The sequence below is a fragment of the Glutamicibacter sp. JL.03c genome (genome assembly GCF_025854375.1).
Classification (GTDB): domain Bacteria; phylum Actinomycetota; class Actinomycetes; order Actinomycetales; family Micrococcaceae; genus Glutamicibacter.
In genome coordinates this window covers 129,559-152,634 of the sequence record NZ_CP107575.1, presented here as the reverse complement: position 1 = coordinate 152,634, position 23,076 = coordinate 129,559, and the positions used below count along the sequence as shown (strand labels likewise).

18 protein-coding genes and 3 pseudogenes are annotated in these 23,076 nt (G+C 56.3%); 11 read left to right on the top strand and 10 right to left on the bottom strand.

All coding sequences use genetic code 11. The features are described from left to right. Window positions 1–12 precede the first annotated feature (12 nt). A complete protein-coding gene (locus tag OF385_RS00695) occupies window positions 13–1,410 on the top strand; it encodes an APC family permease (RefSeq protein WP_264276518.1) in 1,398 nt (465 codons plus the stop codon). 309 nt (window positions 1,411–1,719) lie between these two features. Here the strand turns inward: OF385_RS00695 and OF385_RS00690 are convergent, their stop codons facing one another. Continuing rightward, window positions 1,720–2,355, bottom strand: a complete 636-nt coding sequence (locus OF385_RS00690; RefSeq protein ID WP_264276517.1) for a GntR family transcriptional regulator — start codon at window positions 2,353–2,355, stop codon at window positions 1,720–1,722. A 114-nt stretch (window positions 2,356–2,469) separates the two neighbouring features. Between OF385_RS00690 and OF385_RS00685 the strand changes: the two genes are divergently transcribed. The 4 genes from OF385_RS00685 (at window position 2,470) to OF385_RS00670 (ending at window position 6,311) form a co-directional block, all read left to right on the top strand. Next, on the top strand, window positions 2,470–3,222 hold the full coding sequence (locus tag OF385_RS00685) for a DsbA family protein (protein WP_264276516.1): 753 nt from the start codon (window positions 2,470–2,472) through the stop codon (window positions 3,220–3,222). Beyond that, entirely contained in the window at window positions 3,219–4,061 is an 843-nt protein-coding gene (locus tag OF385_RS00680; RefSeq protein WP_264276515.1) for a cytochrome c biogenesis CcdA family protein, read from the top strand. The genes OF385_RS00685 and OF385_RS00680 overlap by 4 nt, the downstream gene beginning before the upstream one ends. After that, window positions 4,048–5,148, top strand: a complete 1,101-nt coding sequence (locus OF385_RS00675) for a branched-chain amino acid aminotransferase (protein ID WP_264276514.1) — start codon at window positions 4,048–4,050, stop codon at window positions 5,146–5,148. Before OF385_RS00680 ends, OF385_RS00675 begins: the two co-directional genes overlap by 14 nt. 212 nt (window positions 5,149–5,360) lie before the next feature. After that, on the top strand, window positions 5,361–6,311 hold the full coding sequence (locus tag OF385_RS00670; RefSeq protein WP_264276513.1) for a beta-ketoacyl-ACP synthase III: 951 nt from the start codon (window positions 5,361–5,363) through the stop codon (window positions 6,309–6,311). A 306-nt stretch (window positions 6,312–6,617) separates the two neighbouring features. Here OF385_RS00670 and OF385_RS00665 read toward each other — a convergent pair. The 5 genes and pseudogenes from OF385_RS00665 to OF385_RS16665 all read right to left on the bottom strand — a co-directional run. Continuing rightward, window positions 6,618–6,842: pseudogene (locus tag OF385_RS00665) on the bottom strand (IS481 family transposase); the annotation flags it as partial. A gap of 173 nt (window positions 6,843–7,015) precedes the next feature. Then, window positions 7,016–8,370, bottom strand: a pseudogene (locus OF385_RS00660) (IS1380 family transposase). 717 nt (window positions 8,371–9,087) lie between these two features. Beyond that, window positions 9,088–10,215, bottom strand: coding sequence for a flavin monoamine oxidase family protein (locus OF385_RS00655; protein WP_264276512.1), 1,128 nt, complete (start codon window positions 10,213–10,215; stop codon window positions 9,088–9,090). 86 nt (window positions 10,216–10,301) lie between these two features. Next, the gene (locus tag OF385_RS00650; RefSeq protein WP_264276511.1) at window positions 10,302–10,814 is read right to left on the bottom strand and encodes a zinc-binding dehydrogenase; all 513 of its coding nucleotides are present in this window, start codon (window positions 10,812–10,814) and stop codon (window positions 10,302–10,304) included. 177 nt (window positions 10,815–10,991) lie between these two features. Beyond that, window positions 10,992–11,222 (bottom strand): annotated as a pseudogene (locus OF385_RS16665) (alcohol dehydrogenase catalytic domain-containing protein); the annotation flags it as partial. Window positions 11,223–11,441: 219 nt separating this feature from the next. Here OF385_RS16665 and OF385_RS00645 point away from each other — a divergent pair. The 5 genes from OF385_RS00645 to OF385_RS00625 all read left to right on the top strand — a co-directional run bounded on the left by OF385_RS00645 (window position 11,442) and on the right by OF385_RS00625 (window position 15,861). Then, complete coding sequence (locus OF385_RS00645; protein WP_264276510.1) at window positions 11,442–12,335, top strand: LysR family transcriptional regulator; 894 nt, start codon at window positions 11,442–11,444, stop codon at window positions 12,333–12,335. A gap of 144 nt (window positions 12,336–12,479) precedes the next feature. Continuing rightward, window positions 12,480–12,761: a hypothetical protein gene (locus OF385_RS00640; protein WP_264276509.1), complete on the top strand. Its 282-nt coding sequence runs from the start codon at window positions 12,480–12,482 to the stop codon at window positions 12,759–12,761. 251 nt (window positions 12,762–13,012) lie between these two features. Then, complete coding sequence (locus OF385_RS00635) at window positions 13,013–13,342, top strand: carboxymuconolactone decarboxylase family protein (protein ID WP_264276508.1); 330 nt, start codon at window positions 13,013–13,015, stop codon at window positions 13,340–13,342. A 465-nt stretch (window positions 13,343–13,807) separates the two neighbouring features. Next, a complete protein-coding gene (locus OF385_RS00630; RefSeq protein ID WP_264276507.1) occupies window positions 13,808–15,031 on the top strand; it encodes a flavin monoamine oxidase family protein in 1,224 nt (407 codons plus the stop codon). Then, window positions 15,028–15,861: a VOC family protein gene (locus tag OF385_RS00625; protein ID WP_264276506.1), complete on the top strand. Its 834-nt coding sequence runs from the start codon at window positions 15,028–15,030 to the stop codon at window positions 15,859–15,861. The genes OF385_RS00630 and OF385_RS00625 overlap by 4 nt, the downstream gene beginning before the upstream one ends. A 1,690-nt stretch (window positions 15,862–17,551) precedes the next feature. Here the strand turns inward: OF385_RS00625 and pstB are convergent. From pstB to pstS, 4 genes are all read right to left on the bottom strand, one after another. Beyond that, complete coding sequence (gene pstB, locus OF385_RS00620) at window positions 17,552–18,331, bottom strand: phosphate ABC transporter ATP-binding protein PstB (RefSeq protein WP_264276505.1); 780 nt, start codon at window positions 18,329–18,331, stop codon at window positions 17,552–17,554. Window positions 18,332–18,376: 45 nt separating this feature from the next. Further along, on the bottom strand, window positions 18,377–19,519 hold the full coding sequence (gene pstA, locus OF385_RS00615) for a phosphate ABC transporter permease PstA (protein WP_264276504.1): 1,143 nt from the start codon (window positions 19,517–19,519) through the stop codon (window positions 18,377–18,379). Next, a complete protein-coding gene (pstC, locus tag OF385_RS00610) occupies window positions 19,519–20,454 on the bottom strand; it encodes a phosphate ABC transporter permease subunit PstC (RefSeq protein ID WP_264276503.1) in 936 nt (311 codons plus the stop codon). The genes pstA and pstC overlap by 1 nt, the downstream gene beginning before the upstream one ends. Before the next feature lie 119 nt (window positions 20,455–20,573). Then, entirely contained in the window at window positions 20,574–21,689 is a 1,116-nt protein-coding gene (gene pstS / locus OF385_RS00605) for a phosphate ABC transporter substrate-binding protein PstS (RefSeq protein WP_264276502.1), read from the bottom strand. A 216-nt stretch (window positions 21,690–21,905) separates the two neighbouring features. Here pstS and OF385_RS00600 point away from each other — a divergent pair, with 216 nt between their 5' ends. Next, complete coding sequence (locus tag OF385_RS00600) at window positions 21,906–23,048, top strand: FUSC family protein (RefSeq protein ID WP_264276501.1); 1,143 nt, start codon at window positions 21,906–21,908, stop codon at window positions 23,046–23,048. Window positions 23,049–23,076: the final 28 nt, after the last annotated feature.

Below are 23,076 nucleotides of genomic sequence, written 5' to 3'. Positions count from 1 at the left end.
AGGAGCAGACCCATGGGCAGAAGCACACATTCCCCTCCTGAGTCAGGGACTACACCAGTTATCCGAAATCAGGACAACCTTAAACGAAGCATCACACTTGTTGGCGCCATCGGCATCTCGGTCAACCAGATCATTGGTGGTGGCATCGTCTCACTGACTGGCGTTGCTATCGCCATGACAGGTGGCGGTGTCTCGGTGGCTTACGTGTTGGCTGTTGTTGCTGTCATCATTAGTTCAATCCCCTATGCAGCACTCGCCGCGGCTTACCCTACAGCAGGTGGTAGCTACACCTGGACAGCGAGATTAATTCACCCCTCGGCGGGATTCTTACTCGCCTGGTTGCTGGCGCTCGGCAAAGGATCCTTGAGCCTGTATGGTCTGGCCGCAGGAGCCTACCTTCACGCGATCAACCCATGGTTCAATGAAGCCTGGGTAGCAATCTCCTTGGTCACGATCTTCTTCGTAGCCAACCTCGCAGGATCGGTCGTGTCAGCCCGACTAGGGGTGTTCATGATGATCCTCATGTTGCTCGGCTTTGGCACCTTTGCAGCTTTTGGGCTGTCGAAGGTCAATTGGGCGATCTATCCAGAGGTCATGCCAAACGGTTTCGTTGAACTTCTCAGTGCCGCAGCGCTCCTCTCCTTCGCAACGGCCGGGGCGTACGGCGTGGCCGAGCTCGGTCGTGAAATGAAGAATCCAGGACGCGACATCCCTCTAGCAATGATTGGCGGCACAGCGTTGGTCGGCTTGATCTATGTGGCAGTGGCATTGCCCGCAGCTGGAGTGCTTCCCATCGATCGGGTAGCCGGGGAACCACTGTCCACCGTCGCGGAGGAGTTCTTGCCCCATGGAATGTGGCTCTTCTTCATCCTTGCTGGCGCAATCGTCGCCATTATCAGCACAATGAACGCTGAACTCCTCTGGGGCACCAAAGCACTTCTGGCTGCGAGCGATGATGGATGGCTACCCAAGGGTTTGGGTTCAGTGAATAAGCGTTTTGGCACTCCACATTGGCTTTTGGTAATCCTCTACGTCTTGGGAATTACGCCGGCTGCCGTGGGAGTTGATATTTCGGTGATTGGTACAGCCGCATCAGTCTTCGTGCAGATTATGTTCGCTGTGCTGGTGGTGGCTTCGTTACTCCTGCGTTACAAGATCCCCAAACTATATGAGCGTTCACCGTTCAAGTTGCCGTTGACATTGCACGTGTCATTAGTGTTCGCATCGGTAGCGTTGAGTCTTTATCAGGGATATCTATTGCTTGGTGACTTCGATATTCGGGCTTGGGTCGCGGTTGCAGTTTGGCTGGCGATCGGTGTAGCTATTGCGTTGCTCCGTTATCCAACAGTAAAAAAGACACTCGCGGAAAGAGAAGTCCAGTTGCGTAATTCAGAATTACCACGACCATGAAATGAAACTCCTGCGGTGGATGTCGAAAAGCCGTAATTCCCCGCGGGAGTTTCATACATTTAAGCCGTTGTATATGTATCGATCTTCGCTGAAGTGCCCATTAGGCTCGCAGAGAGATTGCTCTCAACGCCTGCACGGATGGAGTCACAGAGAATGAACCTTCTCCAAGTCATTTGGGTGAACGCACAGTTAAAGCTGCTTGTGGTAGGCATTGTCGTGTTCCTTGCTGGCCTCGTCCTGTTTGCTTTCGTCTGCCAAGCATGCATGTATCCCGCGGCTGTCGAACCACCCACCAACAGATAAAGTTGCTTAACTGAGAGCCCCGCTGTCTGACATATGCTGCTTAAGCCGTGCGCCGAACCCCTCGATATCCTTCGATCTCATCAGCTCAACAAGTGCCCGATGCTCTGCAATAATCTCCGCGCAACGAGATTGCAAAGTTTCACCTGAAGCAAAGAGCGCGAAACGATGGCGGTCAGCCAAACGGTCGTAGAGTTCAAGACGAATACTGTTATTTCCAGCTTCGACAAACCCTCGGTGAAACCTGATCGTCAGATCTACAAAGCGAGGCAGATCTTCGTTTTTGAATGCTTGCAGTTGCTCTTCTATCGATTCCAACTGTCGTGTTGCAATGTCATCGCGCTGGGTATCCGTAGCGTCGGCAATTGAAACAGACTCCAGCAACAAACGAATATCCGCCAACTCTGCAATTTGCCGTTCATTTAGCCCTTTAACAAGGGCGCCGCGTTTCGGAAAAATCTCAATCCACCCCTCTTGTTGCAGCCGGCCAAGGGCCAGACGCACTGGAGTGCGACTAAGGCTAAATTCCCTAGCCAGCGAGGCTTCACCCACCATGCTCCCTGGCGCGTAAACACCTTCCAAAATCCCGTCACGAATCAACTGATAAGCACGCTGAGACGCACTAGGTTCTTCAATGGCTGCCACGAAAGGCCCTCCTTGCTTGTTCAGACCGACACGAGGGTGCTCTGTGCCATTCCCAGAATACTTGAGAACTTCTTTCAGTAGCACAACTAGAATTCTACTTGTATCCTAGATACTGTGCGTAAGATTCAGAACCTAAACACGGAACAAGCTGCAAGAAATTCATGGGCCAAACGGAGCCTGAGCATCATTCTTGTATGTGTTGCTCTGCTCATCGCGTTCTTGTCAGTCGGGCGACTGGCGCAGCAAACAGGACCTGATCCAGCTGCTACTGCGTCAGCAACTCCCGACTCAGAACAACCTGATGATCAAGCTGCAGAGATCTCACGGCGTACAGCCAAAGATCCGATGGCAATTGGGAACCTTGATGCCCCGATCGTTCTGACTGAGTGGACGGATTTGCGGTGCCCTTTCTGCGCCGCATTTCATCGTGACACAATGCCCCTCATTGAATCCGATTTCGTCGAGCAGGGGCTTGTTCGAATCGAAATTCGCGATGTCGCCTTCTTTGGCGAACAGTCCGAAAGCGCAGCTGTAGCTGCAAGAGCCGCAGGACGACAAGGAAAATACTTTGAGTACCTAGACGCTGTGTATCAGTCAGCTCCTGCGAGAAGCCACCCGGACTTACCCCGAGAAAAACTTGTTGAATTCGCGCAGCAAGCCGATGTCGATGATCTGGAAAAGTTCACCGCAGACTTATCAGATGACTCGCTACGCGCCGAGGTGCAACAAAGCACGACAGAGGCCCAAGAACTAGGCGTAAGTAGTGTTCCATTCTTTGTAGCAGGAAATACTGCATTATCTGGGGCGCAACCTTCAGAAGTATTTACAGACTTTCTTCATAACGCCGTAGATCAGGGGCGTCGATGAGCATTAACTATCTCTCGGCGTTCCTCGGTGGGATTCTAACCCTTTTCAGTCCTTGTTCAGTGATGTTGCTGCCAGCGTTCTTTTCATACGCGTTTGCCGGGCTCTCACAGCTCATCAGTCGCACAGGACTCTTCTATCTGGGACTGATCAGTACGCTTGTCCCTCTAGGAGCACTTGCAGGAACTCTGGGAGCGCTAGTCAATAAACATCGGGACCTTCTGGTCACTACCTCCGCCATCGTGGTGATCACACTAGGTGTAATGATGTTACTCAATCTCAATTTCCGGTTTCCAGGTAAGTCGACAAAGACCTCAACCACTCCACTTGCGGTTTATCTGCTCGGCACTATTTACGGCTTATCCGGGGTCTGCGCTGGACCGCTGCTAGGCGCTGCATTAGCCTATGCGTCATTTAGCGGCAACCCCATTAAGGGGGGAACCATGCTGTTGTTTTTCGCTGCAGGCATGGCATTGCCGCTACTTCTGTTGGCGCTGTTGTGGCGTCGTCTACCGATCATCCAACGCGTTATCCGTCCACGCAAGATTTCCTTGGGCCGGTGGCAAAGCACATGGACTACCCTCATCAGCGGTGGAGTAACTATTGCTCTCGGAATCCTCCTGTTGCTCAGCCGGGGAACCACAGAACTTGCTGGCCTTCTCGGAGCTTCCGATCAGATTGCGATCGAGTCCGCAGCTCGTGAAGCATCTGTTGCAGTCCCAGACTTCCTGACAGTTGGACTTTCCATGTTGCTTCTCCTGGCCGCATGGTTAATCATCCGCCGAAAACCCAAGAACCATCCAGTTCCTACCACTAAAGAGCCGAATAGTGACAAAAGTTAGTTTTACCCGAACGTCCATCACCACCGCCGACCGCGGAGAACGAAATAGAATCCTTGCTAACCCCATCTTTGGTAAGCACTTCACTGACCACATGGCAAGTATTAGCTGGACCAAAACCTTAGGATGGCATAATGCAGAAATATTGCCTTATGGTCCGATTTCTTTCGATCCTGCCGCGAGCGTTTTCCACTACGGACAAGAAATTTTCGAGGGTCTCAAAGCTTTCAAACAGCCCGACGGATCTATGGCGCTATTCCGTCCCGAATTGAATGCACGACGGATGAACGCATCAGCTCAACGGCTGGCATTGCCCCAAATCGATGAGCACCTTTTCGTCCAGGCCCTACATGAGCTGTTGCAAATTGACGCAGACTGGGTACCGGATGGTCCTGGTCAAAGCCTCTACCTACGTCCACTAATGATTTCAGATGAGACGTTTATCGGAATCCGTGCTGCTCACGCCGCGCGATTCTTGGTGATCGCCAGCCCTGCCGGAAATTACTTTTCAGCAGGCCTCCAACCCATTTCACTATGGCGTTCGGAAGAGCATTTCCGAGCAAGTTATGGAGGTACTGGCGCGGCCAAATGCGGTGGAAACTATGCCGCAGCAATGCTCCCACAACAAGAAGCTTCAGCTCACGGTTGCGATCAAGTCCTCTTCACAGACCCAAACACTGAAGACACGATTGATGAAGCAGCCAGCATGAACATTTTCCTTGTCACGCATGATCGTGAATTAATCACCCCGAAGCTGAATGGCAACATCCTAGATGGGATTACCCGACGCAGTGTCATTGAACTAGCAAAGGAACTTGGACTTCGAGTAAGTGAACGAGAGGTCACCGTTACTGAGTGGGTACAAGGCCTGAAAAACGGCCGAATCACCGAAGCATTTGCCTGCGGAACGGCCGCAGTAATCGTACCGATTCGTGAACTACGTAGTCGAGATTTCGTAGCAGATTTTGGGACCAATTCCCCAGGTCCAATAACGCTCATGCTGCGCGAAGAGCTCCTTGGAATCCAACGTGGAAACCGCCCGGACATTTTCGGCTGGTTGGACCATGTGGACAGCAACACTGGCTGCTGATGGCGTTTCCAATGACAAGTGAGCAACTCTAGATGTGCCGAACTCAGAATCGTACAACCTGAATCATGCTGCTTTAAGAATCTAACGCAATCCACGTGTAGCTAAACCCAGCGCGATACCTTGCGGTAAAAATCAATGCCGCAAGCATCAAATAGATCTCTGCGCTGAATTGGCAGAATCTTCTCTTCCTCGACCACCAAGGAGCAATATTCATGACCGGCAGCAAAGTCGTCGCTTTTGGCCACTTCCAGCCAGAGCGCATCGTGCCAAACACCGAGCTGGAGAAGCTCGTTGAAACCAGCGATGAATGGATCGTGCGACGAGTAGGCATTGAGGAGCGCCGTTGGGGCACCGGTGTTGAAACCGTGGATTCCATGGCTATCAAGGCAGCGAAGATGGCGTTGGAAAATGCCGAAGGCATCGACGCCGGAGACATCGACATGGTTGTCGTCGCTACCTGCACCGCCACCGATCGTTCGCCGAACATGGCAGCCCGCGTTGCCAACGCGCTGAACATGGATCAGGGGCCGGCGACCATTGACGTCAACACCGCATGCTCTGGCTTCGCGCATTCACTGGCTCTGGCGCAGGGTGCCATCGCCACCGGCAGCGCCGCCAAGGCACTGGTCATCGGCTCTGAGATGCTGACCGACTACACCGACTTCACCGACCGCACCACCTGTGTGCTGACAGCCGATGGCGCCGGTGCAATGATCGTCACCGCTTCGGAAACCCAGGAGATCTCCCCTGTGGTTTGGGGTTCGGTCCCTTCTCTGTCAGATGCTATTCGCATTGAAGCGGAGAACAACTCCAAGTTCGCCCAGAGCGGCCAGAGCGTCTACCGCTGGACAGTGACACAACTACAGGTAGTGTGCCAAGAAATTATCGAACGTGCTGGTCTGCAACCTGAAGAGATCGACGGCATCATCCTGCACCAGGCAAACCTGCGCATCATTGAACCACTGGCTGAGAAGATTGGTGCACCAAAAGCACGTGTCGCCATCGACGTGGTCTACTCGGGCAACACCTCAGCTGCTTCGGTTCCGCTGGCACTGTCCAAGATGATGGCTTCGGATGAGCCGCTGCCTTCGGGTTCCAAGGCTTTGCTGTTCGCGTTCGGCGGCGGATTAGCATACGCCGGACAAGTTATAACAATCCCCTAATTAAACGTAAAAGATCAAAACATCAATACTTGCTTCAATCTCCGTCCGACGAAAAACTTCACGTCAACTAAGTTGGGAAAAAGGGATTACCTTCGTAAACATTGCACTAAATCAGATCAGCTAGCCCGTGTATTTCATGAAGACCGGTAGTCATTAACTGACTTAAAAGATGAAAGGGTGACCTGAACTGGGAAAATGGGAGTGTCTAAGCTTCCGAAATCCGCGTTCGAAGGGTCACCTTTTCTTTAATGGTGTGATGTCTCAGGACATCGGTGACGCTTGATGTCTCAAGTCATCGGTAACAGTTCAACCACGCTCCTGCACGTTCTGAAACCTCGCGGTGGCATGCTTCAAACTCAAATACTTCATGCCCTCCGGAAAGGGATAATCGTATTTAGCGATCAGCTCACCATCCATGCTCAACACCATCAGCTCCGCCCGATCCCACAGGACTCTCACTCGGGTGGAACGCACCAGCTTGCCCAAATAGAGTTCCACCCCAGCAACACGCAGGGACTTATTCCTATTAGCCCAGCGCTTTCATGAACGTTCTGAAACCCGCCAACGCACGGCCTAAGCCACACGTTGGCGGTTTTCCCTATTCCAAGGCACCACGAACAGCGCCACTCACTGACGCACGCGCCGGCCACCACCCGCCGAAAAGGTATTGCTGTTGAAGGAATCAAGGACCAGGAACCAGTAGTTCAGGCTACTAATTGCCCGTGACGCCACCGTCCAGCCAGCATGCTGATCCGCTCTTGCAACAGCAGCACCAGACCCGCCTCTGGCGCGTTCTGGTTGACCAGGAGCCGCCGCTGGCGGCTGCCGGTGACCGGCTTCCCCGCCAGCGACCAGATGCGGTACCTCCACCGCTTCAAATCCCAACGTACGGCCGCATGCTCTGCTGGCAGCACCGCCAGCTGGAGCCATGCCACCAGGTTCAAGGCGAACATCGCCAGATTCGCCCAGGCCTGGTTCGCACCGAACGCGAAGAACGGCAACTTGCCTAACTCGGCAGCTTTCAGCGACTTGATCCGGTTCTCGCAGCGGCCCCGCGCTCGATGCCGTACGTCCAGGAACGCCGGGTCAAACCGTGGAGCATTGGTCAAGAATGCGGTGACCCGATTCCCGTCGGTATCGAACAGGTTGGCCTTCGCCCTTAGGATGCAGGGGCTCGGCACGCAGATAGATCCGGGTGCCCGGCGGATAATCCCTCAGCCCAAGATCTTGGTCGCGTCGATTACCCACGCGTCCTCGTGAATCTGCCCGTTGGCGGTGAGCGCCGGCTCCCAATACTTCTTCTCGTTGAACCACCCGATGAAGCGCTCATTGAGAACGGGCAGCGCGTACGAGGTGGAGAACTGCAAACCCAGGGTATGCAGGTGGTGCAAAAATTCGCGGGACGCCCCAGCTGAATCGGTGCGGACCAGGATCTTCTCACCGATCAGGCACCCATCCTGGTCATAGAAATCATCAGGCAGCTGGGCCAACGCCTCGGTGAGGATGCTGATATGGTCAGCCGCGGAATTCGCTCCCTTGTTTCCCGGCCGCAGGTGCACGGCCAACACTTCGCCAGTGCCGTTGGCCCTGCCGTAGTCAGCCATGGCAATCATCGGCGCGAACCCGTACCCGCGCTTATAGGTTCCTTTGGCGCCTTCCTTATCAGAGTGCACATGCACCAACGAAGCATCAATATCCACAATGAGCGGGTTGGTGCGGATGCCCGGACCGCTGGGCTGCGCTGGCCAGCGGCATCCCAGCGCCAGGAGCGGACCTCGCGCCGCGTGATCGCGAAGGCGTAGTCGAACGCGCCGGGATGATCGGCGAGCCGGGTGAAGAACCGGCTGAACGTCGCCTCGGAGGCTACCTGCCCGAAAATGCCTGGGGCAACGCGTAGTGGGTCGGTATCGGTAACGTGCTCCCCGCCCGCGGCAAGCATCATGACCAGATCGCTGATCATTTTCCCTGGCCGGTGGGTCGCGGTGGCGGGGACGAACTGGCCGAGCCGGTCCTCGGCCAGTTGCCGGAATCCGAGGCTATTGAGCAGGCCGGCCAGCATGGACAGTCCTGCGTGGGACACCAGATTCTGGGATGTGGTGATGGTTGGGAGCTGGGGGTAAAGGCCGGTATGCTTGGTCACTGAAAGAGTGATCCTTGAGTGATCCTTGAACTCATGGAATTTTGGCTTAGACACCTTTATTTTCCCAGTTCAGATCACTCTTTCGTTTTTAATGACAGTTAATGACGGGGCTCATCATGAAACACCCGGGTTAGCCAACACGCGGATATCAGTCAGACCTTGTTTGTCGTCAAGACGTACCTGCACGATACCGGATTCGTGGTGGTACCAGAAGACCGACCTCGGACGCTTTTGAAAACGGTTCGAGGTCGGTCGTCTATGCCTATTGACAAGATTTGCTACAGTCCAGCTTCAGCAGAATATTGACTTGCTGTTCCAGAGATGGCGGCACGGATTGCTGGCTGCGTGAATTGGTAGTAGCTATTCCCTTGTTTCTTAGGTTTTGAAAGGCTAGTGTGGTCCGGGTGCGTGGAACCTGGCATTCAGCGTCGGTGGCTCAGGCACCCTTTGGCGCGGACTGAATCAGGAACGGCCGCCGAGAATCCATTGGTACGGGATTCCGGCAGCAGTTGGATAACTGCTGAAAGATCTGGGCTAGTCCCTATGAACTGCCACTTCCAGTGATATCCGTGGTTGAACTATGTTGTAATCATTCATGCGACCCTAAAACGAATCTGTGCGGACTGGTGAGGAAATTCAGCTCATATTGTGCATAATTCGTTTGGCAGCGCTTGACCCCGCACGGAGGGCACCTTCCATATGACCAGCGAATTCTAGGGCGGTTTCTGTCGATGCCCAATGGATGCGGCCCCACAATGGGTTCTGGAACCTTGAATCACCAAAAGTATCAGTGGTAGCGGCTAGCGGCTGTACCTGGCTGGTAAACCTCTGCTTCGCCCAATTAACGATATGAATCTTCGAAGGGCTAGGCATTTCGTTTCCAAAAAGACGGTTCAGTTGGGCAACAAATGCATGACTTATCGATTCATCATTCTTGTTCGAAAAAATTTGAGAGGGGGCGAAACCGAACAAGGCTGCTGGTTTTGCATTTTTTCCACTGTGTTCATGGATTTCCCGGAATGGACCTGCATAGCTGAAGGCAGAACCCGATAACCCAGCTGTACGCCAAAACGGTTCATTGAAAATGGCGACAGCCTTAACCATTGACCCCATCCAGACAGCAGTACGGGCCGCCAGTGACAGTAGATCGTCTGGAAGGTCTTGGCCGAAATCAATTGATTCAACGGCCAGTGCAGGAGGAAGGGCTACGATGACATGGTCCGCCAGGATAACGCCCTGGTCTGCACCCACCAAGATCTTGTCCTCGGCATATTGGAGCGAAGTGACGGTTGTGTTTGTTCGCAATACGTCCGCCGGTAAAGTCAGAGAAAGTTTTTCGGCCAGATCTTGTGCTCCGAGTGCAAAACGATACGACGGCGATTCAATTGGATTTCCTTGTAGAAGTTGCACGTTTTGCGAATCGGGTTCAAAGAGTGCATTTCCAGCAGTTGCTTGCGAAAAGACCTCGCATTTCAGCTCATGGCATAAAGAACGGATCTGGGGTTCATTAGGCCAAAACCATGTAGCGCCAAGATCAATAGCTCCCCCGCTAGTCATCACGGACTTCGCCCTGCCTCCAACCCTTGGTTGAGCCTCTAACAGAACTAATTTCACACCATGCTCAGTCAGTTCGCGGGCAGCGATTAATCCTGCCAGACCCGCGCCAATAATTACCACCTCAAAGTTTTGTAAGCCCGGGGCTGATTGCAATTTCGGTTCCCCTGTTTCCTCTTTGCCTAGTGCCGTTGCGTATTTTGGATTCACTACTTCGTGGTTCTCAGTGTTTTCGTCTATTTCACAGGATTTCTAGAAGATAGAAGCCCCTCAGTGGTGGTTTAGGAATGCGTTCGCTACGTTGTCATCCGCGTTTTCTCATGGGATTCGTTTACAAGGACGAGACGGAATCTCGCTTGACCTTCTCGAAGCACGATTAGGGCGGTCTGCGCTTGGACCAGAGGAAAGGTTTGAACAACCGGACGAATATTATTTCGTACTGCGAACTCCATGGCTTGTTCGGTGTCCGCGGGACTACCCGTAAGATGTCCTGTGATCGACAGCGCATGGGAAATAATCGGCCCCGCTGGAAGTTCTAGTGCCTCTGCGTCAACACCAATCATGACCAGGCGCCCATGAGGTCGTAGCCCATTCAATAGTTCGGCTACCGATTTGGTCGATGATGCAGTACTGATAATCGCATCGACACCCCCTATTTCCCTGAGCGCGTCTCCCGGAAGATTCTCGTTGCTGTCTATGTACATCTCCGCCCCAAGATTGAGGGCAGCCTCTTCTCGTTCAGGACCCCGGGAGATGGCGATTACTTGATGCCCCATCGCTGCAGCGAACTGAATCGCTAGATGTCCCAAGCCTCCGATTCCGAATACTGCAACTCTCGCACCAGTTGATCGCACTTCATGACGTACTGCGTTAAACACCGTGACACCCGCGCACCCCATCGGAGCGGCTTCCACGAAGTCAAGGCCATCAGGGATACGCGCAAGTGCTGACGCTGGGGCATGGACGCGGGTAGCCCACCCTCCTGGATAGCTCACCCCAGGTACTCGGCGTTCTGCACAATGCACCACGTCTCCTGTCCGGCAATGGCGACAATGACCACAACTTCCGCCAAACCATCCGACAGCTACTCGGTCACCGACCTTCCATCCGTTCACTCCCGATCCAGTTTCGGAAATGAATCCCGCGATTTCATGTCCAGGAGTGACAGGCTCTGATTTTCCACGCGCGGCAGCAGTCCCAAGGTCTGCGCGGCACATTCCACTGGCTACAACATCAATGGTGACCCATCCTTCAGATGGAGGGTCAAACTTAACTTGGTCAGCATTTAGGTCCCCATCCGTGGTATGAACTCTCATCATCGTCGTCACAGACATCGATGTCGACTCCCTCTATTGCTAACAATGTTTCTAGAAGAGTACGTGCTTTGGCAGCTCATCAGTAGATGACAATCAATTATCGACGGATAATATATGTGTATGGCTGAGCGTTTAAGTACAGAAGGAATGCGCTATGTTCGCGCCGTTTCAGAAACGGGATCTTTTAGTGCTGCTGCGAAAGCCTACGGCGTCACCCAGCCCGCTCTATCCAACGGAATTGCCAAACTGGAAACGACGCTCGGAGGAAAGCTATTTAATCGTTCTCCCCGCGGAGTGACACCAACCGCATTTGGTGAAGCAATCCTGCCGCGAATCGAACATGCCCTTGGAGCGCTCGACGACATTCGGGCCGAAGCCACCCGCTGGACTGGGCCCGCCACAGATACGATCCGCGTTGGCGTCTCCCCGCTCATTGATCCTAAACTTGTGGCGAGTGCTTATAGGGCCGTATATGATCAGCCTGAACAGGCTTCACCTCGGCAACTCGTCCTTCGCGAGTCAAACATGAGCGAACTGCGCACTTCATTGATCGCCGGTGACATCGATCTGATTGTTGTACCTTCCGTTGAGCCAATGCCACGTTATGCTCATCGCGTTATTGATTCCGAGCCGCTGGTACTAATCGAGCCCCAACCCGGACAAGGTCCGGTTAATCTTGATGAACTCTCGGGACGACAATTAATTTTGCTTCCTGATACTTGCGGTCTTACTACTTTTACCCGCAGTTTAATCGCGGACAACAAGCTTGATGTTACCGCCTACCCAGGAGAAGCCGGTAGCTACCGAGTACTCGAAGAGTGGTCCCTTCTCGGCCTCGGGTCCGCCATGCTCCCGAAGTCCAAACTCATCTCATCCCAGGCAACCCACCGAGAAGTCCTTGACTCAAATGGGTGCTTAGTAGAGATATTCTACGAGGCAATCTGGAATCCCACTGCCTCTACAGCGACAGAACTCGAGGGACTCGTCGAACGGCTCATAAAGGCGTCCAGCTGATCTCTCTGGCTGAATACTACTATTCATATCCCCTATAGCTGCATTCACTATACTCATCTACCGGAGATATCTTCGGGCCTCGTAGCCTAGGGAACGTGCGGCAAGATGTCGCCGCGACATATCTCTAACGGAATGGAGTATTCCATGGCATATCTGCAAATCACACTCAAGGTCGACGAAACTGACCGCATTGCTGCAGCCGGTGTATACGCCAAGTACAAGCAGCCATTCCTCGATACCGTGCCTGGTGCTATCAGCAAAGAGCTGCTAGCTCGAGACGAAGATGTCCAGGTCTTCCATGGATTCGACAACATGGAGAACGCAAAGGCCTATCTTTCATCCGAACTGTTCACGAAGGATGTCGTTGCCGGCCTTTCTGCATTTCTCAAGGCTGAGCCTGAAATTCGCATCTACGACACCGTCTAGTTGCTGGCTGAATGCTATGAAGAGCATCGTGAGCAGTGAACGACGCAATCTGCATGCCTACCAACGGCCTAGACACGGCACCCATCGCAGACCACGTCACTCCCTAGGCGCCTATTCACGCTGCCCACTAATGCCGACCCCAGCCTCTCTCGTAGCATGGAAGCGCTCGGCATCGGCAAACCACACGCCTGTTCCACACTCCGCTGGAATAGATCAAGCCATTACCAACCACCACGACAGGAGAAGCTTGCATGGCATACCACGAACACACCGACCACCAATACTTCCGCAACCTGCGTCAGGGAGCACCGAAGGCTGTCGAAGGATTCCAGGCCTTGGACAACGCCGTCTTCAACAACCCCGACGCAACGATCCCGCTGAAATACACCGAGCTGATGGCAGTGGCGGTCGCGCTGACCACGCAATGCCCGTATTGCCTCGAAGCCCACTCCAATGGAGCGCGCGAAGCCGGGGCCAGCGAAGAAGAACTCGCTGAGACTGTCATGGTCGCGACTGCGCTGCGAGCAGGTGCCGCTGTGACCCACGGCTGGCAGGCCATGAAGTTCTTCACGCAGCACTAGAAGGCAGGCGCCTAGCTGCAAATGCTCCGCTGGCGTTCATCGCTGTGGTCTCGTGGGGAAGGCCAGCTGCATTTTTTGGGGGTATCAGCGGGGGTCTCGGCCATGCCTGTTATCCGAAAAATGGATTCCTGAACCTGTCGTCAAGCTTTCTGCACTCGGTGATGAGCTCAGTGGTGTTATCGGCACACTGTGAATGTCGCTCCAACAACGCGCCCAAAGGTCGGCGAGCATACAATTCACGGTACCCCTGCGGAGGGATAGGACATAGAAATTGGAGATCAGCTCAAACTGTCCTTGCTGCATCTGGAAGAGAAAAGTTCTTTGGCCACCTGTTCTGGAGCAAGGCGTCACAAGGTCTGAATCGCGCTCCAATCAATGTGCGCGTTCCCACCATTGATAATCCACGCACTCTCAGGTGAAACGAAGAATGATGAACGTGGACTTATCTCTCTGAGAAATGCGCGCATGCTTCTGTTGCTCGTAACAAACGTGACCGTCAATTGTCTCGCTTGTCATTCGCTGTCAAGAAGTACTGCCGTCCCCCATCCGCTGTTAACGTCAGTAACTGTGAAAGATGTACAAGTTGCAATCATCGGTGCCGGAGTCGCTGGCCTTTGCGCTGCACGCGGTCTAGCTGAAGCAGGAATACCCTTTATAGTGCTGGAAGGCCGAGACAGGCTTGGCGGTCGAGTGCTGACCCTTAATGATGGGGGCGAGAGCCGGGCAGGTGGCTTCGATTTGGGTCCCTCCTGGGTCTGGCCAGCTACGCAACCGGCTGTGCAACGAGCAATAGCAGAGCTCGGGCTCGAAACTTTCACCCAGTACAGCGAGGGAGATGTTGTCTTCGAGCGCATGTCCCGTGAACCGTCTCGTCGCTACACAGCCACCGAAGACATCCCCGCAGCGCAACGGTCTGCACGCATAAAAGGTGGCACTTCAGCGCTGGTGCAAGGTCTGGCCGATGCTCTGCCCGCCGCTTCTCTAGTGCTCCAAGCGCCGGTCACACATCTGGAACTGACATCGGACGGGGTACACGTCACCTTTCTGAATTCATCCAAGGTTCAAGATAGCGTCCACGTCGATTTCGTGATTGCCGCCGCACCTCCACGGATGCTGGCTTCAAGCATCGTTTACGGTCCTGAGCTTGATCCGGAAACTGTAGGGTTGTGGCGCAGCACCCCCACGTGGATGGCGTCTCAAGCGAAATTCATTGCCGTCTATGAACAGCCATTCTGGCGTGAGGACGGCCTATCGGGAACTGTACAGAGTTTAGCTGGCCCGATGTCGGAGATTCACGACGCCACGACCGCGCATGGGCAAGCTGCGCTGATGGGGTTCCTCGGCATTGCGCCGACAGATCGCAGAAGCCTGGGCAGGGAAGCAATGACCGAAGCTTGCCTCGAACAGTTCACCCGGGTTTTCGGCCAGAAGGCCGCAACTCCTAGAAGCATTCTGCTAAAGGACTGGGCCGCTGACGAGCTGACATCTACTACCGAAGATTTGGTATCGTCCGGACACCCGGCTCCTGCGAAAGCTTGGACGCACGGTGTTTGGGCTGAACGCCTAATTCTAGGCGGGAGCGAAGTCAGCGATCATGAAGCGGGATACCTAGCAGGTGCTTTAGAAGCAGGCACAAATGCGGCCCATATAGCAACAGAACTTATCAGGAAGGATGGAGTAAAAAAATGACTCACAAAAAACGGCGAATCGACCATCTCGTTTTGATAGTGCAAGACCTTGATGGAGCTGCCGATTTCTATCGGAAGCTTGGCTTCACAGTCGGATCTCGCAACCGGCATCCGTGGGGTACGGAGAATTACGTGATTCAATTGGGTTCCTCGTTCTTGGAACTGATCACGGTGACAGCTCAAGATGGAATCAGTGAACACACCCCAGAGCGTTTCAGCTTCGGCGCTTTCGTGCGCGATTATCAGGCACAGGGCGAAGGTCTCGGAATGCTGGTTCTCGATAGTGATAATGCGGAAGTAGATGCGAAGCACTATGCGCAGTCCGCTATTGGCTCCTTTGAACCGTTTTCATTCGAGCGGAAAGGCACTGCCGCCGACGGCAGCGAAACTCATGTGGCTTTCAGCTTGGCTTTCGCCGTCGACGAACGACTTCCTAATTGCTCGTTCTTCGTCTGCCAGCAACATTTCCCGGAAGCTTTTTGGAGCCCGAAACTACAGCAACACGCCAATGGTGCCAGAAATGTGGCCAGCGTGCGCCTCGCCGTGGAACTACCTGAGGAACACGAAAAGTTCCTCAGTGCTTACAGCGGCGTTGCAAGCACCCAGAACGGCATGCACTACCCGCTGGCCGAGGGTGGCGACATAGATGTGGACGTTAGCGCCATCGTCAACGGCTTCACCGGATACTCGGTATCCGTCGCAAAGCTCGGCACAGTGCGGCAGTTGCTCGGCAGTAATGGCGTACCTTACATCGAGGACGACGGTCGAATCATCATCAAATCCAGACAGGGTTACGGTGCGCAGATCGAATTCGTGCGCCAAAAACGATAACCAGAAAGCGCGCCGCAGCCGATACCAGCATCTGCCGGCGGGTAACATGCCTTCCGATTAACAATGTGAATGGATAGAGCTGCAATGCCGCACAAGGATTGCTTAAGTCATTCGCACAGAATCATCGGAACAGCAGGCCGGTCAATTTCGGATGTCAACTTTGAGATGAGTGTGGAAGCGTGGCGATTGCTTATCAGAGATCGAGATGCCACGAACCTAGAAACCCCGGATGACCTGCATGCAAGAACATTCGAAGGGCAGTTTGCCACCCCTGAAGACACAATAGTACAAAGGCGCGCGAGCGATGATCACCACGAACGTGGACATCTTCCTCGGGCTGGAGGTCTTCATTTTGTCTCTCGTGTTCGCAACGTGCCTGGGAACAACAAGTGTACTTTCACCTTGGCCTGAGTCGGCCCGAGAATGGTCTTAGCGGACCGATCCGACGCTATCTTTGTGCTGCTCGCCACCGCGGCTTGCCACCTTGGTGTTCCGGTACCTCAGATTGCCCGGCTTCTCGATGCAGCGCAGCGCAGATATGAATCCAGAATCGGCGAAAACGGACGAATAAGACGAATTCAACGCCTAAGTCACAGCAGGCGCCATGCCGGTCTGCCCTCCGCAAGATCTCGATCTCTGGCCAGGATTAAGCCACTTCGGGCATGCGAGTGGATGCGGTTTGGGCCATTACTGCCGAAGCGCCAAAAAGGCGGAAGGATCATGGGCTACGTCGCACAGATCCGTCGCTACTTCGGCGGTTCCTCGGTCCCGGCTAGATCATGATGCCGTGATGGACCTCCTCACAGCATGGAGCTTGCCCAACAGCGTTGCAGAATACCCGCACAGCGCGGATTGAAGCGAAACTACTATCACGGCGCCCACCAGCCCACCGCTTGGGCATCGGCCAGCATTGTGCGCTGGATAGCAGACCCTTGCCCTCGTCGGCACAGACGACGGAAAAGTAGCGTTCCGGGATCCGGGCTGCGAAATGATGTCTTTGAGCACCCAACCCGTGGCCCCGGCTACTCATTTGAAGTCCCTCCCGCTTAGCCCTGCCCTGAACCTCTGAGCCGGGTTTCGCCCCTTTGAGCCACTGAAAATACCACGTCGCAGATCCCCGGCAACACCATAGCCACCGTCCCATTTCTAGGATCCTACGCAGGCTTGGTCTCCAACACCGCGACTAACGGGCGCTTCGGCGAAGTCCGATTTCGCCGGCCAAGGGAAGCACGAGCAGTAGAGACGAGCGCTGATCTGTTAGCCGCACCGACGGTTCCCAGTGCCGTTAGCAACGGTCCGCTAAGCGAACCACTTTCTGATGCATCAGAGCTGGACAGTGCTGACGTAGCGAATGGATCGCTCCCAAACCGGGTGATTCTTTCACAAGTCCACCCGCCACCGCACTGTTCCATCCAATCGCCGTCAACGATGCAGTGACCAGGAATTGAAACCTCTGCGGGAATTTCTGCCACTACGAACTGGCCCCCTTCCTCTGTTGAAAAACCCACAGAGTCGAAGCGCGCTCGGACGATAATGCGTTGCACTGACGGTTCCGACATGCAGCCAGATTAAAAACCAACGGCGCACCAATACTGGTGCGCCGTTGGCGGTGATCCCCTCCAGGATCCCCGGAAGACCCCCCTTCCGGTTCGTCTATCGCCACTTCAAGAAGCGCCGATATCCGAAATCTTTATCCGAAGCGTCCGGAGACGTAGTCTTCGGTGGCCTTCTGCTCCGGGTTGGAGAAGATGGCGGTGGTGTCGTTGAACTCGATGAGCTTGCCCGGCTTGCCGGTGCCGGCAATGTTGAAGAACGCGGTCTTGTCGCTGACGCGGGCCGCCTGCTGCATGTTGTGGGTCACGATCACCACGGTGAAGTCGTTCTTCAGCTCGTTGATCAAGTCCTCGATGGCCAAGGTGGAGATCGGGTCCAATGCCGAGCAGGGCTCGTCCATCAGGATCACGTCTGGCTTGACCGCGATGGTCCGGGCGATGCACAAGCGCTGCTGCTGGCCGCCGGACAGGCCCGAGCCCGGCTTGTCCAGGCGGTCCTTGACCTCGTTCCACAGGTTAGCGCCGCGCAACGACTTCTCCACCAGGTCATCGGCATCCGAACGGGAGATCTTGGTGCCATTCAGCTTCACCCCGGCGAGCACATTGTCCTTGATGGACATGGTCGGGAACGGGTTGGGGCGCTGGAAGACCATGCCGATCTGGCTACGCACGGTGACCGGGTCGACACCGGCACCATAGAGGTCGTCCCCATCTAGCAGGACCTGCCCCTCGACGCGGCCGCCGGGAATGACCTCGTGCATGCGGTTCAGGGTGCGCAGGAAGGTGGACTTGCCGCAGCCCGACGGGCCGATGAAGGCGGTGACGGACTTGGGCTCGATATTGATCGAGACGCCCTCAACGGCCAGGAACTTGGAGTAGTAGACGTTCAAATCTTTGACGTCGATGCGTTTTGCCATGATATTTCCTTGAAAAGTCTAGGTGGATCGGACCGGAGCCTTGGCTCAACGGCCCTTCTTGGGAGCGAAGATCGAGGCGACCAGGCGAGCAATCAGATTCAGCGCCATCACCATCAGGATCAGCAGCAGGGCCGCTGCCCAGGCGCGCTGCACCGATGGGTCGATATTGGTCGGGCTGGTCGGAGTCAGGATCTGGTAGTAGATGAAGGTCGGCAACGTGGACATCCAGTTGGCGAAGACGTTCAGGTTGATGTTGCTGGCGATGCCGGCGGTGACCAGGATGGGTGCCGTCTCGCCGATCACGCGGGCAATGGCCAAGGTGACACCCGAGGCAATGCCGGAGATCGCGGTGGGGATGACGACCTTCAAGATGGTGCGCCAGCGCCTGACGCCCAGGGCGAAGGAGGCTTCGCGCAGTTCATTCGGGACGATCTTGAGCATTTCCTCGGTGGAGCGGACCACGGTCGGGATCATCAGCACGCTCAAGGCCACGGCGGCGACGATGCCCATGCGGGCGTTGGGGCCCAGGATCATGCCGAAGAACGCGGCAGCGAACAGGCCGGCCACAATCGAGGGGATGCCGGTCATCACGTCAACGAAGAAGGTGATGGCCTTGGAAAGGGTCTTGCCCTGCCCGTATTCGACCAGGTACACCGCGGTGAGCATGCCCACCGGAACCGAGATCAAGGTGGCCCACAGGGTGATCAGCAAGGTGCCCATCACCGCGTGGTAGGCGCCGCCGATCACCGGCTCCCCGTTGGCCACGGTCTGGTTGTCGATGGCTCCGGTGACGCCATTCATCGAGGAGAACAGGAAGTGGCTGTTGATCCCGGGCAGGCCCTTTTGCAGCACGGTGAAGAGCACCGAGGCCAGGGGGATCAGCGCCACGATGAAGGCGGCGTAGATCAGGTAGGTCCACATCGCATTCTTGCCACGGCGCTTGCCCTCCACCATGGTGGTGATCACCGAGGCGGCGACCAGGAAGATGATGGCGGAGTAGATGGCGAAGGAGGCCACGTTGAAGCCGGTGAGGGTGGAGGCCGCGGCGCCGAGGACGATCGATCCGGCAGCGATGGCCCAGATGGCCCATCGTGGCAGCTTGCCCTTGGCCAGCGAATTGCGCTTGCGCACCGGCGGGGTGGGATTGATGCCGGCCTGGTGATCGAGGTTGGTTGTGGTGGCACTCATCAGTTAGCTCCCGAGAATTCCTTGTGGCGGGCGATGATTCCGCGGGCGATCATGTTCACTACCAGGGTGATCAGGAACAGGACCAGGCCGGCAGCGATCAGCTCCGAGAGGCGCAGCCCGAATGCCTCGGGGAAGTTCAAGGCGATTTCCGCGGCAATGGTCTGGTTGCCGGTCTTTATCAGCGACGGGATCAGGTTGCCGGTGGAGAGCACCAGGGCCACGGCCATGGTCTCGCCCAGGGCACGTCCCAGTCCCAGCATGACCGCCGAGATGATGCCTGGCCGGGCAAAAGGGATCACCGCGGTGGTGATCATTTCCCAGCGGGTGGCTCCCAGGGCCAGCGCCGCTTCTTCATGCAGCTTGGGCGTCTGCAAGAAGATTTCTCGGCTCAGCGAGGTGATGATCGGAAGCACCATGACGGCCAGGACGATGCCAGCGGTGAGCATGGTCTTGCCGGTCTGCGAGGCGGGACCCTCGAAGATGGGAAGGAATCCCAGGTTCGCGGCCAGCCATTCGTATCCCGGGACCAGGGCCGGTGCCAGCACCATGTAGCCCCAGGCGCCATAGATGACCGACGGAATCGCGGCCAGCAGGTCGATCAGGTAGCCGAGCGGGCCAGCAACCTTCCTGGGGGCGAAGTGCGAGATGAATAGCGCCACGCCGATGCCGATCGGGGTAGCTACAGCCAGCGCGATGGCGGCTGCGATGACGGTGCCGATAACAATCGGCCAGATGTAAGCGAAGAATCCTTGGCCACCGGAAATCTCCGCCGGATCAGCGAAGAACGTCGGTAGCGCTTGGATCAGCAAGAAGACCGCGACCGCGAAGAGCGTGATCAGGATCAGGACACCGGCAGCCAGCGCGGCGCCAGAGAAGATCTTGTCGCCTGCGCGGCCGGAAGTCGATGACTTGCTCGTCAAAGCATTGGTAGTCATGGCTAAAGCCTTTACGAAACGGGGGTGAAGCAGTATTCACTGCTGGGGGTGGAGGGGTGTTGCTGGTGCGGGTGGCTGAGTCACCACCCGCACCATGCACCGGTTGCCCGGCAGGAGTCCTACTGGGCGACGGTGATCGAGTCGATCGCCTTGGCAGCCTTCTCTGCGATGCTTGCCGAGATCGGCGCGTTGCCGGCCGATTCCTGGGCGGTCTTCTGGCCTTCCTCGGAAACTACGTAGTTGCCGAAGGCCTTGACCAGGTCCACGGTGGCCTGATCCTTGTAGCTGCTGCAGAAGATGTGGTACGAAACCAGCACGATTGGGTAGGTGCCCGACTCGGTGGTGTCGCGCTTCAGGTCCAGTGCCAGGTCATTTTCGGCCGCGCCTTCAACCGGGGTTGCGGCTTCCAGGGCCTTGGCAGCTGCATCAGCCGAGATCTTGGTGTACTCGTCGCCGACCTTGACGTTCACGGTGGACAGGCCGCCCACTGCGGAGAAGTCAGCGTAGGTGATGGCGCCGTTGGTGGAGGTGGTGGTCGAAACCACGCCGGAGGTGCCCTTGGCGTTCTCCGACTGGATGTCGCTTGGCCAGTCGCCGGAAACCTCGTAGCTCCAGACATCGGCTGCGGCAGCCTTCAGGTACTCGACGAAGTTCTCGGTGGTACCGGACTCATCGTTGCGGTGAACCACGGTGATGGCGGTGTCAGGCAGTTCCACATCCGGGTTCTGCGTGGCGATGGCCTCATCGTTCCACTTGGTGATTTCCTTCTTGAACACCTTGGCGATGGTGGCTGCGTCCATGTTGATCTCATCAACGCCTTCGAGGTTGAAGGCAACAGCGATCGGCGAAACGTAGGCCGGGATGTTGAAGGCACCGTCCGGGCCGCACACTTCCTTGGCCTTGGTGGCTTCCTCTTCCTTCAGGTAGGCATCCGAGCCGGCGAACTGCGCGCCGCCTGCCAGGAAGGCTTCACGGCCTGCGCCGGAGCCATCTGGCGAGTACTGCACGGTGGCGCCGGAGTTGGCGGCCTTGAAGCCGGTGCTCCATGCTTCCATTGCCGAATTCTGGCTGGAAGCACCGATGCCGGTCAGGGTGCCGGTGACGCCAGAGGCCGATGAGCTGCCTGCTGCGCTCTCGGAGCTGGCAGCGGTTGGGCTGTCTGAACCGCAAGCGGTCAGTGCGAGTGCCGCGACAGAAAGGACGGCAGCTGCACTGCCAAAGCGATTGAGCTTCACGAGATGTACTCCCCATGTTGAATACTAAATGTAAGAAACTTGCCAGCGGATTCTGTCCCGCTTCATCTACGACGTTAAAGAGCCAAGGTAACCAGTTCCCCCGGCGAAGGTGAACAAGAGGTTAACAGCTTCTGCATGGGCTGGTGATCCTGCTCACTGAAGCGATTTCGCCGCATCTTCATCGGCTTCGCGCCCAGTCCGTGGGAGACTGAGCCTATGGCTATTGGGAGTACTCAGAAGCGATTGCCGGCAAAGGTTGCCGGCTTCCTGGCTGCGCGAAACCGCGCCGGATTGCTCCGCGCGCGCAATTCGCTGCCTAGGATTCTGCGCATGACCCTGGGCGCCATCGGCGCCTTCTGGATTGCCGAGAGCATCTGGGGGCACACCCAGCCGATTTTTTCCGCCACCAGCGCCCTGATTTCCCTGGGCTTCGGCGCTTCCACCACGGCGCGCAAAACCGCCGAGGTGGCCCTGGGCTGCACCCTGGGCGTGGCCTTGGGCGATACCTTGATGCACTGGTTCGGCCAGGGCATCTGGCAGGCGGCCCTGGTGATGTCGCTGAGCCTGGTGGTGGCCCGCTACCTGGACTCAGGGGCGATCTTCTCCACCCAGTTGGGCATGCAATCGGCGCTGGTCGTCCTGCTGCCGGTCAGCGTGGACGGTCCCTTTGCCAGATCCATCGACGCGCTGACCGGTTCGCTGCTGGCCCTGCTGGTGATCATCTTCTGGCCCACCGATCCGCGGCGCACCCCGGTGGCGGCCCTGAGCGAACTGTTCAAGGAACTCTCCGAGGCCATCCTCGAATGCTCGTGGGCCATCCGCGATGATGACCGGCGCTCGGCATTCCACGCGCTGATCAAGGCCCGCGGAACCCAGAAGCACCTGGACAAGCTGCCCGGGGCTTTCAGTGCCTCCAAGGAAATCGCGATGATTTCCCCGGCCGGCCGCCGGCACCGCCACGAGCTGGCCCGGCTTTCCGAACGCTTCAACCACTACGACTGGACCGCCCGCAACCTGCGCGTCTTCGCACGCCGCTTGGCATCGGTGCTCAGCAATGGGGCGCTGACCCCTGAAGGGGCCGAGGCTCTGGCACCGCTGTTGCGCGAGGTCTCGGAGGCCGCGAACTCGCTGGCCCACTCGGTGCGCGAACAAACCGTGGCCGGGCAACGCAAATACGAAAAATCCGCGGTGCGCCAATTGGAGAACGCAGCGGCGCAGCTGGACCCGCGGGCGCTAGGGGTCGAGGGCCTGCAGGGCGAAGGCCTGGTGCTATTGCTGCGGCCGATGATCGTGGATCTGCTCGAAGCCGCCGGGCGCAATCACGACGAAGCCATCAGCGCGTTGCCCAAGCTGTCTTGAGCAATTTTGTCCGCCCGGCTCGATAGCA